The organism is Anaerobacillus sp. ABR4_321 (genome assembly GCF_056158505.1).
In genome coordinates, this window is sequence record NZ_JBSWTK010000001.1 from 1,298,786 (window position 1) to 1,313,232 (window position 14,447).

The 14,447-nt window shown below is 44.6% G+C and carries 17 protein-coding genes; 16 read left to right on the forward strand and 1 reads right to left on the reverse strand.

The window, feature by feature from the left end; genetic code table 11:
* Position 1 precedes the first annotated feature (1 nt).
* From ACXADT_RS06730 to ACXADT_RS06780, 11 genes are read left to right on the forward strand one after another with little or no spacing between them, the layout of a single operon-like run.
* On the forward strand, positions 2-1,471 hold the full coding sequence (locus ACXADT_RS06730) for an adenosylcobinamide amidohydrolase (RefSeq protein WP_474833861.1): 1,470 nt from the start codon (positions 2-4) through the stop codon (positions 1,469-1,471).
* Positions 1,468-2,433 carry an adenosylcobinamide-phosphate synthase CbiB gene (cbiB, locus tag ACXADT_RS06735; protein ID WP_474833863.1) on the forward strand — a complete coding sequence of 322 codons (966 nt, stop codon included), beginning with the start codon at positions 1,468-1,470 and terminating at the stop codon, positions 2,431-2,433. The genes ACXADT_RS06730 and cbiB overlap by 4 nt, the downstream gene beginning before the upstream one ends.
* Entirely contained in the window at positions 2,408-3,478 is a 1,071-nt protein-coding gene (cobD, locus tag ACXADT_RS06740; RefSeq protein WP_474833866.1) for a threonine-phosphate decarboxylase CobD, read from the forward strand. The genes cbiB and cobD overlap by 26 nt, the downstream gene beginning before the upstream one ends.
* Positions 3,466-4,014: a bifunctional adenosylcobinamide kinase/adenosylcobinamide-phosphate guanylyltransferase gene (locus ACXADT_RS06745; protein ID WP_474833868.1), complete on the forward strand. Its 549-nt coding sequence runs from the start codon at positions 3,466-3,468 to the stop codon at positions 4,012-4,014. Before cobD ends, ACXADT_RS06745 begins: the two co-directional genes overlap by 13 nt.
* Complete coding sequence (locus tag ACXADT_RS06750) at positions 4,011-5,498, forward strand: cobyric acid synthase (protein WP_474833870.1); 1,488 nt, start codon at positions 4,011-4,013, stop codon at positions 5,496-5,498. Before ACXADT_RS06745 ends, ACXADT_RS06750 begins: the two co-directional genes overlap by 4 nt.
* On the forward strand, positions 5,495-6,286 hold the full coding sequence (gene cobS / locus ACXADT_RS06755) for an adenosylcobinamide-GDP ribazoletransferase (protein WP_474810531.1): 792 nt from the start codon (positions 5,495-5,497) through the stop codon (positions 6,284-6,286). Before ACXADT_RS06750 ends, cobS begins: the two co-directional genes overlap by 4 nt.
* Positions 6,244-6,849, forward strand: coding sequence for a histidine phosphatase family protein (locus ACXADT_RS06760; RefSeq protein ID WP_474833871.1), 606 nt, complete (start codon positions 6,244-6,246; stop codon positions 6,847-6,849). Before cobS ends, ACXADT_RS06760 begins: the two co-directional genes overlap by 43 nt.
* Positions 6,801-7,226 carry a bifunctional adenosylcobinamide kinase/adenosylcobinamide-phosphate guanylyltransferase gene (locus ACXADT_RS06765; protein WP_474833873.1) on the forward strand — a complete coding sequence of 142 codons (426 nt, stop codon included), beginning with the start codon at positions 6,801-6,803 and terminating at the stop codon, positions 7,224-7,226. Before ACXADT_RS06760 ends, ACXADT_RS06765 begins: the two co-directional genes overlap by 49 nt.
* 12 nt (positions 7,227-7,238) lie before the next feature.
* Positions 7,239-7,826 carry a cob(I)yrinic acid a,c-diamide adenosyltransferase gene (locus ACXADT_RS06770; RefSeq protein WP_474810535.1) on the forward strand — a complete coding sequence of 196 codons (588 nt, stop codon included), beginning with the start codon at positions 7,239-7,241 and terminating at the stop codon, positions 7,824-7,826.
* Complete coding sequence (locus tag ACXADT_RS06775; protein WP_474833876.1) at positions 7,823-8,308, forward strand: ECF transporter S component; 486 nt, start codon at positions 7,823-7,825, stop codon at positions 8,306-8,308. Before ACXADT_RS06770 ends, ACXADT_RS06775 begins: the two co-directional genes overlap by 4 nt.
* Positions 8,305-9,006 (forward strand): ATP-binding protein, encoded by a 702-nt coding sequence (locus ACXADT_RS06780; RefSeq protein WP_474833878.1) that lies wholly within the window; start codon positions 8,305-8,307, stop codon positions 9,004-9,006. The genes ACXADT_RS06775 and ACXADT_RS06780 overlap by 4 nt, the downstream gene beginning before the upstream one ends.
* 50 nt (positions 9,007-9,056) lie before the next feature.
* On the opposite strand, the gene map is transcribed toward ACXADT_RS06780, so the two are convergent.
* Complete coding sequence (gene map, locus ACXADT_RS06785; RefSeq protein ID WP_270180071.1) at positions 9,057-9,812, reverse strand: type I methionyl aminopeptidase; 756 nt, start codon at positions 9,810-9,812, stop codon at positions 9,057-9,059.
* A 325-nt stretch (positions 9,813-10,137) separates the two neighbouring features.
* On the opposite strand from map, the gene ACXADT_RS06790 reads away from it, so the two are divergent.
* From ACXADT_RS06790 to hisH, 5 genes are read left to right on the forward strand one after another with little or no spacing between them, the layout of a single operon-like run.
* Positions 10,138-11,319: an ATP phosphoribosyltransferase regulatory subunit gene (locus ACXADT_RS06790; RefSeq protein ID WP_474810541.1), complete on the forward strand. Its 1,182-nt coding sequence runs from the start codon at positions 10,138-10,140 to the stop codon at positions 11,317-11,319.
* Complete coding sequence (gene hisG, locus ACXADT_RS06795; RefSeq protein ID WP_270180069.1) at positions 11,319-11,960, forward strand: ATP phosphoribosyltransferase; 642 nt, start codon at positions 11,319-11,321, stop codon at positions 11,958-11,960. Before ACXADT_RS06790 ends, hisG begins: the two co-directional genes overlap by 1 nt.
* A complete protein-coding gene (gene hisD, locus ACXADT_RS06800; protein WP_474833880.1) occupies positions 11,947-13,218 on the forward strand; it encodes a histidinol dehydrogenase in 1,272 nt (423 codons plus the stop codon). The genes hisG and hisD overlap by 14 nt, the downstream gene beginning before the upstream one ends.
* Positions 13,218-13,811, forward strand: coding sequence for an imidazoleglycerol-phosphate dehydratase HisB (gene hisB, locus ACXADT_RS06805; protein ID WP_474833882.1), 594 nt, complete (start codon positions 13,218-13,220; stop codon positions 13,809-13,811). Before hisD ends, hisB begins: the two co-directional genes overlap by 1 nt.
* On the forward strand, positions 13,811-14,446 hold the full coding sequence (gene hisH, locus ACXADT_RS06810; protein WP_474833884.1) for an imidazole glycerol phosphate synthase subunit HisH: 636 nt from the start codon (positions 13,811-13,813) through the stop codon (positions 14,444-14,446). The genes hisB and hisH overlap by 1 nt, the downstream gene beginning before the upstream one ends.
* The last annotated feature ends 1 nt before the right edge of the window (position 14,447 follow it).

A 14,447-nucleotide genomic window follows, 5' to 3' on the forward strand; every position in this document is an offset into this window, starting at 1 on the left:
TATGTTAACGGTGAATCACGTAACAGGAGGATATCCAGGTCATGAAGTGCTTCAGGATCTCTCATTCGATGTAAAAAGAGGAGAACTGCTTGGAATTGTAGGTCCGAACGGTAGCGGGAAAACAACGATATTCAAAGTGATCAGCGGTATTTTAAAAGCAGATAAAGGAGAGGTGCTTTTAAAAGATAAGGCGATCTCAAAGTACTCCGCAAAGCAACTAGCAAAAGTTCTCGCTGTGCTTCCACAGCATGCTGAACATGCTTTCCCATATACGGTGAAAGAAACCGTCTCACTCGGCCGGTATGCCCACCAGACTGGATGGTTTCAGATGTGGAGCGAACATGATGAGGCCGTTGTCCAGAAGACAATGGAGCAGACTGGAATCAAAGCCTTTCAAGACAACTACGTGAATGAACTATCAGGTGGTGAACGTCAGCGCGTCTTCCTAGCTCAAGCACTCGCACAGGAGCCGGAAATCCTGTTGCTTGATGAGCCGACGAATCATCTTGACCTTTCTTATCAGAAAGAGCTTCTCGATTTGTTAAAAAAGTGGACGAGGGAACAAGGGCTTACGGTCATTTCAATTTTTCACGACTTGAACCTTGCTGGGTTGTATTGTGACCGTCTTTTACTACTTGAAGATGGCAAGGTGAATATGCACCACAAGCCGAACGAGGTACTGGATGAAGCGCGTATTCAGTCTGTATATCGAACGAATATTGAAAAGCACCCGCACCCCACTGTACCAAAACCTCAAATGCTACTATTACCAGAGAAACAGGGCGAAGACCTCGATGAACTTGTCATCGATGAACGTTTTTTAATGTCTAATGAAGAAATGATTCAGCTCAAGGCTCCGTTCCCACTTCGGACGATGTCTTCAGGTGTCGTTGGCTCTGGAACAGGCTGGTACAACACGTTTGTTAATCGCCACGTTGAGAAGAGCTACAATTGCTCGAACCATCGTGAAGAAATGGAAGCGTACCTTAAAAACCATCAGATCGATCCTGTCGAAACCGTTGGGATGATGACAGCTGTTTGTCTTGAAGATGTGTCTTATCGACTCATTGAGGATGACGGTGTTTCTGTATTTGTTGTCGTTACAGCTGGAGTGGGTAATGCTGTAGATGCATCGCGAAGTGTTGAGCACGTGTATGAACCAATGCCTGGCACGATCAATACGTGGGTGTTTGTAAATGGGGCGCTTACTGATGAAGCGTTTATACAAAGTATCATGACAGCAACCGAGGCAAAAGTAAAAGTCATGCATGATCATCATGTGAAGGACGCTATAACCGGATCGTTCGCGACAGGTACCTCGACAGATAGCATTCTGATCGCGGCGACACAGCGAGGGAAACACCTTCCGTATGCAGGTACAATTACGGTTTTAGGAAAACTCATCAGTCAGGGAATTTACATGTGTACATCAGAAGCACTCAATAAGTATCGTAAAAGGGTGTCGGAATGATCCTAAACCACTTGATTGCGCTCAGCATTGCCTTTTGTTTAGATCTCATATTAGGTGACCCGCCAAGGTTGCCACATCCTGTTCGGTGGATTGGTTCAACCATTGCAATTCTTGATCATCGTTTGAACAATGGATCGTATCGGAAGCTAAAAGGGGTTGTGATGATACTCACGATACTGATGGTTGTGGTTGGCATAACGGTGGCTTGCGTGCTTCTTGCTTATTCCCTTTCTCCCTTATTAGGAATAGCTCTTGAAGCGCTTCTCATCGCAACAACGATATCACAAAAAAGTCTTCGGACAGCAGCGCTTGAAGTATTCGAACCTCTTCAAAAAGGTGAGAAGATGGAAGCGAGGAGAATGCTATCTTACATTGTTGGGCGGGACACTGACCAACTGGGAGAAAGCGAGATTGCAAGGGGAGCAGTTGAAACTGTCGCAGAAAACACGAGTGATGGCGTCACAGCACCTCTTTTCTGGGCGCTTTTCGGAGGTGCTGCAGGTGCTGTGGCTTATCGCGTGATCAATACGTGTGATTCGATGGTGGGTTACCAAGATGATAAGTATTATGACTTTGGATGGGCATCAGCAAAATTGGATGACGTAGTGAATTGGCTTCCTAGTAGAATGACTGCCTTTTGCATGCTTTTATCAACAAAGCCGAAGCAGCAGACGATGAAGGGTACGTGGACCATTCTTTTCAGGGATGCTAAAAAGCACCCTAGTCCAAACAGTGGTTGGGGAGAAGCTGCAACTGCAGCTCTTCTTGGCGTTCAATTGGGTGGAAGTAATTCATATCGTGGTCAGGTTTCGAATCGTGCTAGGATGGGTGACCCGATCGTTCCGCTCGATTCATTACATATTCCTCAATCGATTTCCATTATGCATCGCACATCACTGTTGTTTCTCATCATTTTATGGATTGGAGGACTCATTTTTGACGCTACCTTCCCATGGTTCTAATCCTCATTATTTATACAAATCTCTTAATCTAACAAAACCAGACCGCTATAGTGATTTTAGTGCAAATCTTAATCCTATTGGGCCACCTCTAGAACTGAAAGAACGGTGGAATGATTCATTCGAAGCGATCACCACGTATCCTGATCCAAAAGCTTTGTCGTTAACGAAAAAGTTAGCGAACGAATGGAACGTAGACGAAGCAAACGTCCTTATCGGAAACGGGGGAGCTGAACTGATTTCACTCGTTGGCCGTTTTCTAGCAGGTAAACGCGTGTGCATCGTTCAGCCTACTTTCTCAGAATACGAGAATGCTTGCAGAAGTAACGGGTGTGAAGTTCTTAACCACTCCTTAGAGGAAGGCGATTGGGAATTAGATACTGCTTCACTTATTAATAAAATGAAACAAGTTGACGCTCTCTTTCTCTGTTCACCGAATAACCCTACAGGCTTGGCTTATTCTGAAACGGATATCAAGATGCTTCTAGATGAAACTGAAAGGCATAATTGCTATTTGGTCATGGATGAAGCGTTTATGGATTTTCTCTCAGATGAACGTTCGATCATTCCATACACCCATACCTATCAAAAACTAATCGTTCTTCGTTCGCTAACGAAAATGTATGCGATACCTGGACTACGGATCGGATATATGGTCGCAAATGAGGGTGTGATCAATGCAGTTAAAAAAAGCCAGCCTCATTGGAGTGTGAATGCACTTGCGCTCCTAGCGGGTGAAATCTGTCTGAATCAATATGATCACGTTAAGAAGACGCGTCACCTCATTCAGCAAGAGAGAGAAAACCTTCAGCGCTTTTTTGATGACCATTCCTTTCAATACTCCAGATCGAGCGTGAATTTTTATTTATTACGAGATCCTGAGAAGAACGACCAATCCGAGCTGCTTCATTATTTATTACATAACGAAATCGTTCCAAGGCATACGTATAACTTTGCAGGTCTTGATGGGAGATGGCTCAGGTTCGCAATCCGTACACCGAACGAGAACCAGCGGTTGATGGAGGTGCTTAAGCGATGGCGGACATAATCTTCATTAGTGGTGGCGTTCGAAGTGGAAAAAGCAGCTTTGCTGAAAAGCTAGCAACCTCTTATGTTAAAAGAGAAACTAACTCCCTTTATTACATTGCATGTGGAGAGCCGGTAGACGACGAGATGAAAGAGCGAATTGCCCAACATCGGTATGATCGAAGCAAAGCTGCGTCTTGGACAACGGTCGAATGCCCAGTGAACGTTGGTAGTGCCGCTAAGCGTATAGGCCAAGGAGGAATCGTGCTTCTTGATTGTTTAACCACGTTACTATCAAACGAACTTTTTAAGCAGATCGAATCGTACGAAGCGCTGATCGACCGTATCAAATGTGACCTATCCATGGTAGCTGAAAACTGTGACGTCCTTATTATCGTAAGTAATGAAGTCAGCTTTGAACCTTTCGACACTCCCCTCGTGAAAACGTATGGAAAGCTTCTCGGCAGTCTTCATCAGTGGGTTGTCGGGCAAGCTCGAGAAGCATATCTCGTAGAAGCAAGCATTCCAATTTTGATGAAAGGGGAGGTGATCGAGTGAACGGCATTATGATTCAGGGTACGGCGTCTGACGTTGGAAAGAGTCTGATCGTAACAGCTATGTGCCATCTTCTAGCGAATGAAGGCTTCTCCGTTACCCCTTTTAAATCTCAAAATATGTCAAACAATTCTTATGTAACGATCGATGGGAAGGAAATTGGACGGGCACAGGGGATCCAGGCTGAAGCTGCAAGAACAGAAGCGAGTGTGTGGATGAACCCAATTTTGCTGAAACCAAGATCAGATCAACATGCAGAAGTGATTCGATTCGGCACGTCGTTCAGCACATTTTCTGGAAAAGATTACAGAGACGCGTTCTATGAGATGGGTCTCGAGAGTATTGATCTTGCACTTCGGCACCTGGAGGAGAATTACGATGTCATTGTAATGGAAGGTGCTGGTAGTCCAGTCGAGGTGAATTTAAAAGACCGTGAACTTGTAAATATGAAAGTTGCAGAAATGGCCGACGTCCCTGTGCTGCTTGTCGCAGATATTGATCGAGGAGGCGTCTTTGCAAGCGTGGTCGGTACACTCGCACTCCTTGAGCCTTCTGAAAAAAAGCGTGTAAAAGGGATACTCATCAATAAGTTCCGCGGTGACCCTGAGCTTTTCGAAGATGGTATCAGATGGATTGAAGAGCACACTCAAATTCCCGTCGTTGGCGTTCTTCCCTATGTTGAACACCGAGTAGAAGGAGAAGATTCACTATCGTTAAACGATCGTTTCATAAGCAAAAAAGGATCGATCGATCTTGCCGTGATTCAGCTCCCATACCTTTCAAACTACACGGACGTTGAACCTTTTCAGGATGAAGATGTGACAGTTCGATGGGTTCAGCATCCAGCTGAGATCGGTGAGGCAGATGCTGTGATTCTTCCAGGGACGAAAAGCACAATCCATGATTTGAACTGGCTGAAAGACAGAGGATTTGATCATGAGATTCGTAACGTCATGTCTCGTGGAGGGAGTATCATCGGCATTTGCGGTGGGTTTCAGATGTTGACCGATTCACTAATCGATGAATATGGTTCAGACACGGGGGAGCCAGGACTTTCTGCAACTGGGCTTGGAATCATTTCTGCTATTACCTCATTTAATCGAGAAAAAACTACGGTTCGAATGGACGGCAAGCTTCACCCTTCTACTAAACTTGATACGTTGATCTCAGGGTATGAGATTCATCTTGGGAATACGACCTTCACTAACTCGTATGAACACCCTTTTTTACAGTTAGAAGACGGGCGGTCTGAAGGGTATTACGGGCAAGATGGAAGGGTTATCGGAACATATATGCACCATCTTTTTCATAATGACCAATGGAGAACAGAGTGGCTCAATCGTCTTCGTCAGAAAAAGGGGCTTGCTTTGGAAGCGAATCGATCTCGACGGAAGGACGAAACGTATGACGATCTCGCCAATGAATGGAAGCCTCATCTCAACTGGGACCTTATTAAAGAGATAATGTTTGAGGGCGGTCCTCAATGAGTTGGTTACAAGGCATTCTGATTAACCTTCAATTTTTCACAACCATACCCGTACACCGAGAGCTATCGATGGGGAATGTTCAGGTGAAACGTGCGGTTCAAACCTTCCCGCTAATCGGGTTGATGCAAGGTGCTCTCACGTCAGGGTTTTTATATGCGCTGGTCGTTTGGACGCCATTCTCAAACCTCGCGATCAGCTTTATGCTTTGGTTGTTCATGATCGTCTTATCAGGTGGTATCCATCTCGACGGCTGGATGGATGCAAGCGATGCGTTCTTCTCGTATCAACAACTCGAAAAGCGACTTCAGATCATGAGTGATCCACGTACGGGTGCTTTTGGGGTATTATCCGTTATCGTATTACTCGGGTCTAAATTTCTCTTTATCTATGAAACGATTCAGGAAATAAACCTAGTAACATACTTACTCATCGCAACGATACCTTTTCTAAGTAAAAGTGTGATGGGGATCTTTCTCATAACCATACAACCTTCAAAAGAAGAGGGCCTCGCTACCTTTTTTCAAAAAGCAGTTCAACCATCTTCTAGGTGGATTTACCTCTTATTCACCGGTATTTATGTGATGGTAGTTTTTCTAATCGTAGAAGAAGCGGTCTTCCTCATCTTGACGATGATCGGTGTAACGGTCGTTTTGGCGTGGTTTATGAAAAGAAAAATAGTACGCTGGTTTGGTGGGATCACTGGAGACGTACTCGGCGCGAGTGTTGAAGGAACGGAGGTGCTCCTTTGGATGACAGTGTGGTTATCGTACTACTTCGTCACGGGGTAACAGAAGAAAATCGACGAGGTGCTTATATCGGTTGGACGAATGCTCAGCTGAGTGAAAAAGCAACGTTTACACAGATAGGCGATGAGAACGTTGACCTCGTTTTCACTAGCGATTTGGACCGGTGTACGCAATCGGTAAAACGTCTTTTTCCAATGAAAGATGCGATCGAGATGATGAACTTTCGAGAACTGCATTTTGGGAGTTGGGAGGGAAAAACGTACGCGGAGCTTGAAGCAGATGAACGGTATCGGACCTGGTTGGAAGATCCTTCTGTTGCACCACCTGGAGGAGAAAGCTTCAAAATGTTTACCGATCGAATCGATGAAGGGTTCGATTCAGTCGTAAATCGGATGAGCACGAATAGGAGAGCTGCACTCGTTACGCATGGTGGGGTAATCCGTTATTTACTATCGAAGTATGCACCTGCACAGCGTTCATTCTGGGATTGGACGATCCCACATGGGACAGGCGTAAAGCTCGTATGGAAAATAAATGATCTGAGGAGGGGAGAGCGATGCACGTCGTTACAGGTGGTGCATTCAACGGAAAATCCAAGTGGGTGAGAGACTATTATGGTGTACCTTTAGAGTGGTACTCTGCATATGATGGGACTTCCTGGGACGAGAAATCGTTCAAAAAAGATGTAGTCGTTCTTGAAGGATTGGAAGAATGGATCAAGACGTTTGTTTCGGATCAAAAAAGTTTGAATGAAACCAGAAGAGCCGTGCGCTCATACATGGAAGCTTGGAGCGCTTGGGAAAGCGGAAGAGATGAGCGAACAATCATTGTTATCGGAACGGATATCATGAAAGGGATCGTACCTCTCGAAAAAGAGAAGCGGATGTGGCGGGATGTCGTCGGATGGGCTTATCAGGACCTCGTAAGTCTAGCAGAACGTGTAGATGTAATCTGGTATGGACTGAATCAGCAGTTAAAATAAGGAGGAATCACGATGAAGATTTATACAAGAACTGGGGATGAAGGAAAGACAAGTATCATTGGAGGAAGAGTCGACAAGGATGATGTGAGAGTGGAAGCTTACGGAACAGTAGATGAAATCAACGGCTTTGTAGGTCAAGCGATTGTTGAACTGAATGAGCTGATGCCGAATAATTTCATCGATCTATTAGAGGACCTTGAGAAAATTCAGCATGAACTCTTTGACTGTGGTGGTGACTTGGCTAACGTTTCCAAAAAGCGTGAGTTTAAACTAGAAACGTCTTCCATTACATACCTCGAAGGACGAATCGACGAGTTTATCGACGAAGCACCGGCGCTAGAGAGATTCATCTTGCCTGGTGGTAGTAAACCGTCATCGACGATTCACATCGCGCGTACAATCACACGTAGAGCTGAGCGTCACGTTGTTACGTTAATGAAAGAAGCGGAGCTCTCCCCGGTGCCGATGAAGTATTTGAACCGTTTATCAGATTACTTTTTCGCACTAGCACGAGTCATCAATTACCGTCTAGGTGTGAAGGATGTAGAGTACGCAAGGAGTGCGAAGGTGTTCCGCGGCGGAAAGCGTAAGGGTGAATGAACGGAAAGCAGGCGAGCATCCTTGCTAGTTTCATTGCCCTGTCTGTAGTTGGCGCATTGATCAAGGTACCAGCGATCGTTGGTAGTGTTGCGTTCGATGTGTTTCCAGCTTTGATTGCATCCGTGTTGATCGGAAGCCGAAGTGGCGCGATCATCGCAAGCTTCGGTCATCTTTTATCGGCTTTAATCGTTGGATTGCCGCTTGGACCTCTTCACCTCTTGATCGCTTTTGAAATGGCAGCTCTCGTTTATTTATTTGGTAAGTTGTATCGTTCAACGAACAAGACGTGGGCAATGGTACTTTTTATACTTGGCAATGCGGTCGTTGCCCCATTGCCTTTCCTCTTTATACTAGGTAGCGGTTTTTACGTTGCACTTATTCCTGCTCTCCTTATTGGTTCTCTATTTAACCTCGTTTTAGCAATCGTTCTTATACCGAGGCTGGGGGCGATCTTTGAGAAAAAAGGGGTAGTACACCCATGAGAGATGGCATTGTCATTCCGTTTGAAGACCAGTTTCTCGTCATCACAAACGATAATAGCGGCGGAATCGGAAGTAAGGACCAAGATGTTGTTCAAGTTCCTTACGATACGGTCGCATACTATGCGTTTAGAGTTGCCGTGATGGAGTGTCTTTCATTAGGTGCTACACCTATTTCTGTTATCGTTAATAACTTCTGCGGTGATGAGGAATGGGATGAATTAGTTCATGGAGTAGAAAAAGGAATGTTTGAGCTAGGTGTTGATCTGACGATAACAGGTAGCTCTGAAACAAATATCTCACTCGTGCAGTCTGCGGTTGGAATCGCTGTACTCGGCAAGAAACAGTCGCACACGTCACCTCTAATCGTTCCTGGATTAAGATTTGCTGTAATCGGAGAACCACTTGTTGGAGAAGAAGTGATGCATCATAAAGAGAAGATCGCACCGCTTCCATTGTTTCAATGGATCTGTAAGCAGGAAAAAGTAGTCGGCGTCATACCTGTAGGCTCCAAAGGTATTCTATATGAGCTTCGACAGTTACTAGGCTATGATATACAAGAAGATAAAGTTCGAATGGGAGTAGATATGCAAAAGTCGGCTGGTCCCTCGACGTGTTTTATCGTTGCATATGAGGAATCTCTTCATGAAGTGATACGCTTAAAGGCTGAAGAGCATTTTAACACTATGGATGTAAAGTGATTGGATGAACATAAACAAGAGGGACGTACGACGTACGTCCCTCTTGTTCGTTACTCATCTTCTTGCATTGTTAAAATAACCGGTCCTTCTGATGTAATCGCAATGGTATGCTCGTATTGAGCAGAAAGAGAGCCATCTAAGGTACGCGCAGTCCATCCATCTTCATCGATCTGACTGTAAGGTACGCCTGTATTGAGCATCGGTTCAATCGTGATGACCATGCCTTCTTTTAGACGCATTCCAGTTCCAGGCTGACCGAAATGAGGAATCATCGGTTCTTCGTGAAGTGTCGGTCCGATTCCATGTCCTGTAAAGTCACGGACGACCCCGAACCCTTCACCTTCAGCATACTGTTGAATGGCATGCCCGATGTCACCGATACGATTTCCGATGACTGCCTGCTCGATTCCTACATAGAGAGACTTTTTCGTTGTATCAAGCAGCTTTTGTTTTTCTTCAGAAATTTCCCCAACCGCATACGACCAAGCTGAGTCAGCTAAAGCGCCGTTTAGATTAACGACCATGTCGATCGTAACGATGTCACCTTCTTCAAGTTTTTTAGTGTTCGGGAAGCCGTGACAGATCACATCATTCACTGATGCGCATGTAGCAAATGGGTAATCTTGATACCCTTTTTGTTCCGGTGTCGCTCCGTGCTCCTCCAGAAAGTCTTCTACGAAAGAATCAAGTTGTAAGGTTGTCACACCTGGCTTGATCAGTGCTCGAAGCTCTTTATGACAGGCCGCAAGAAGTTCACCGGCTTCTTTCATGAGCTGAATTTCTCGTTTCGTTTTCCGTTGTATCATGTTTTCGCCTACTTTCTGCGGTATTCTTACTACGATATGTGTCGCCCTCCGTTACTGTAACAAAAAAGACCGCACATTGCAGGATTTTCGCCTAAACCAAACGAAATACACCTACTTTCCTTTATATTATCCAATTGCACCTATACCTTTTATTCAAAAAAGGAGGTTGAATAGATTCATCGGTGTAAAGTTCGGATTAGAGGAAATCGTTATAGGGAATTATTTTCATATATGTTGACGTTAGTATGTCAGAGATGTAAACTACAGATAACTTCATCTTGTTAGTATGTTAGCGAACTAAAGTATAATAAGCGGGGTGCAATTGATGACAGTACCATTTGTTTTTGAAAAGCCACTCGGTATGCGTGATACGCTGCCGGTATTATATGATCTTAAAACAAACATTAGGCAAAAGATTCAAGGGGTTACAGAAACATGGGGATATCGTTTTATGAATACTCCAACGCTTGAGTATTATGAAACCGTTGGAGATGCCTCAGCTATTCTCGATCAGCAATTATTCAAGCTTCTTGATCAACGTGGCAAAACGCTTGTGTTACGACCAGATATGACGGCGCCGATCGCAAGGGTCGCTGCATCTAGTTTAAAACATGAGCCGTTTCCACTAAGGCTCGCATATGATTCTAATGTCTTCCGGGCTCAGGAAGATGAAGGAGGAAAGCCTGCTGAATTTGAACAGATCGGGGTAGAACTGATCGGTGATGGCACAGCGAGTGCTGATGCAGAGGTCATCGCTCTGATGGCAGAGGTGTTGAATAAAGCAGGTCTTGAAGAATACCAAATCGCCATCGGTCACGTAGGATTTATTCAGGAACTATTCTTGTCGATCGTAGGAAACGAAGAGCGCGCAGCTACGTTAAGACGCTTTTTATATGAGAAGAATTATGTCGGGTACCGTCAGCATGTAAGGGAAATGGCGCTCTCAAGCATCGATCAAAAGCGTTTGATGGATCTCTTAACATTAAGAGGAGATGGATCGAAACTTGGAGATGCATTTGAGCTCCTTCCAACTGAAAAAGGGGAAAACGTGCTTCGTGACCTACGGACCCTTTTAGATACACTAGAAGCATACGGTGTAGCTCATCGCGTTAAATTCGATTTCACGCTCGTTAGCCATATGAGCTACTATACAGGCGTTGTTTTCGAAGGATATGCAAATAACCTTGGTGTACCTCTTAGTAACGGAGGCCGCTATGATGAATTGCTAAGCCGTTTCAATCGTCCAGCTCAAGCAACTGGATTTGGAATAAGACTAGATCATCTTGCGGAAGCATTGAATCCAAATCGAGAAGAAACGCTTCCATCTGCTATTATTTTTAGCCCTGAACGAAAGCAAGAAGCCATTGAGCAAGTAACGGATAGACGAGCTAATGGAGAGAGAGTCGTCATGCAGGAATTAAGCGGGGTAGCAGATCTAGATGCGTTCTCCGAAAGGTTTGACGACGTAGTTTATTTAATCGGTAAGAACGGAAAGGGGACGATGTAATGCTTACGATGGCGATGCCAAAAGGACGGATCTTCGAAGAAGCAGTTGGCTTGCTTCGTAGAGCAGGATATAAGTTGCCTCCGGAATTTGACGACTCTAGAAAATTGATTCTAGAAATAGAAGAGGAAAATCTCCGCTTTATCCTTGCAAAACCAATGGACGTGCCGACTTACGTAGAACATGGTGTAGCTGACGTTGGAATCGCTGGTAAAGACGTGATGCTCGAAGAAGAACGGAACGTTTATGAAGTGTTGGACCTTAAAATCAGTGACTGTTACCTTGCTGTTGCGGGAATAACGGACAAGCCAGTTGCAGGTGTAGCACCTAAAATCGCTACAAAATATCCAAATGTCGCATCCAATTATTTTAGACAGCAAGGCGAACAAGTAGAAATCATAAAGCTAAACGGATCGATTGAGCTTGCGCCTCTAATAGGATTGGCTGATCGCATCGTCGACATTGTTTCAACAGGGCGAACGTTAAAAGAGAACGGCTTGATGGAAACGGCATTTATCGAGTCGATCACCTCTCGCTTTATTGTGAACCCAGTCAGTTATCGTACAAAAGATCGTGTGATCGATGATATGGTAGAACGTTTGGCAGCTGTTGTTGAAGGAGTAGATGACTATGAGAATCGTTAACATGAATCAGGGCATTTCGATAAAACGTTCAATAGAAGAAGGGACGGAAGAGCAGCGACAAGCTGTTTTGTCGATTCTTGATCAGGTGAAAAGAAACGGTGATGAAGCTGTTTCAACGTTTACAAAGACGTTTGATGGAGCAGACCTCAACGATTACCGTGTTTCTGCCGATGAAATTCATGAAGCTTACAAAAATGTATCAGATGAGGTCGTATCGGTGATCAGAGAAGCGGCTGCGAATATAAGGACGTTTCACGAACAGCAAAGACGTCAATCATGGTTTACAACTTCAGAAGATGGAACGATGTTAGGCCAAAAAGTGACGCCGTTAGATTCTGTTGGCGTTTATGTACCTGGGGGAAAAGCTGCCTATCCGTCATCCGTATTAATGAACGTGATACCTGCATCTGCTGCAGGCGTGAAGCGCATTGCGATGGTTACTCCTCCAGATGCTGAAGGGAAAGTTCCAGCAGGTGTATTGGTAGCAGCGAATGAAGTGGGTGTATCAGAAATCTTCAAAGTGGGTGGCGCACAAGCGGTCGCAGCACTTGCTTATGGAACTGAAAAGGTTCAACCCGTTGATAAGATTGTTGGTCCAGGAAATATATACGTAGCACTTGCAAAGCGCGAAGTGTTTGGGCTTGTTGATATCGACATGATTGCAGGACCGAGTGAAATTGTTGTTCTAGCTGACGACAGTGCAAAGGCTTCATACGTTGCAGCTGATCTGCTGTCTCAAGCTGAGCACGATGAACGAGCGAGTGCAGTACTCGTAACGGATTCGATGTCCCTTGCTGAATCTGTTGAAAAAGAAGTGAAAAGACAGCTCGAACAGCTTCCTCGAGCGGAAATTGCTTCGAAGTCTATCGAAGATTATGGGGTCATCTACGTTGTAGAAAACATTGAACAGGGAGTAGAGGCTGTAAACGAACTAGCACCTGAGCACCTTGAAGTACTCGTAACGAATCCGATGGCATTGCTAGGGAAGATTCGGCATGCGGGAGCCATCTTTTTAGGACCTTATAGTTCAGAACCTGTTGGTGATTATTTTGCAGGTCCTAACCACGTTTTACCGACGAATGGAACGGCCCGTTTTTCGAGTCCGCTTTCGGTAGACGATTTTATAAAGAAATCAAGTGTGATTTCTTATAGTAAAGAGGCGTTACAGGAAAACGGAAATAGTATTGCAACACTTGCTAAGTTGGAAGGATTGGATGCTCACGCAAGAGCGATCGAACTTCGATTGGAGGACATGTAATGACTGATGAGAGAACTTATTCAATTTCAAGAGAAACTTCTGAAACCTCTATTAATCTAACATTTGCTGTAGATGGAGAGGGAAATTCACAGTTAGAGACAGGAGTTCCTTTTTTAACACATATGCTGGATTTATTCACGAAACACGGGAAGTTTGATCTCTCTCTAACGGCAAACGGAGATACGGAGATCGATGATCATCACACGACAGAGGATATTGGAATCTGTCTTGGTGAGACGATTCGCCAGGCGTTAGGATCAAAAGAAGGAATCAGAAGGTATGGAAATGCATTCGTACCGATGGATGATGCTCTTGCGCAAGTTGTCGTCGATTTAAGCAATCGACCTCACCTTGAATATCGAGTTGAATTACCTGCAGATCGCGTCGGTAGATTCGACACTGAATTAGTGCATGAATTCCTCTGGAAGCTTGCTCTTGAAGCGCGCATGAATCTTCATGTCATCGTACATTACGGACATAACACCCACCACATCATCGAGGCGATCTTTAAAGCGTTAGGCCGTGCGTTGGATGAAGCTACCTTATTAGATCCACGTGTGAAAGGTGTTCCTTCGACAAAGGGGATGCTGTGATGATCGGCATTATCGACTATGGAATGGGAAATTTATATAGTGTAAGTAAAGCGCTCGAACGACTTGGTTTTGATTACTTTGTCTCTGAGAAGGAAGAAGAGTTAGCGAAGGCTAGCGGATTACTACTTCCAGGGGTGGGGTCTTTTCGAGATGCGATGGCCATCTTAGTTGAGACGGGTTTAAAGTCATTCATCGAAAAAGAAGTGGAAGCAGGGAAACCATTGCTTGGTATTTGCCTTGGCATGCAGCTTCTTTTTGAAGGAAGTGAAGAAAATGGAAAGACGAGCGGCTTTTCATTTTTACCTGGTAAAGTGAAAAAGTTCCCATACAAAGATGAAGCTGGTCAGGAGTATAAAATTCCACACATGGGCTGGAACGAATTGACGAGACTACAGCCTGATTCTTTCCTTCTTCAAGGCGTATCTGATGAGCACGTATACTTTGTGCATTCTTACTATGTTGATACGAAAGACCGTGATGTGCTTATCGCAACTTCTGATTACAGCGAAGAGGTTCCAGCTGTAGTTGGGAAAGGAAACGTGTTCGGTACACAATTTCATCCTGAGAAAAGCAGTCATGCAGGATTAACGATTCTTAAAAACTTTGCAGAATACGTGGAAAGGAATGACGTATAGA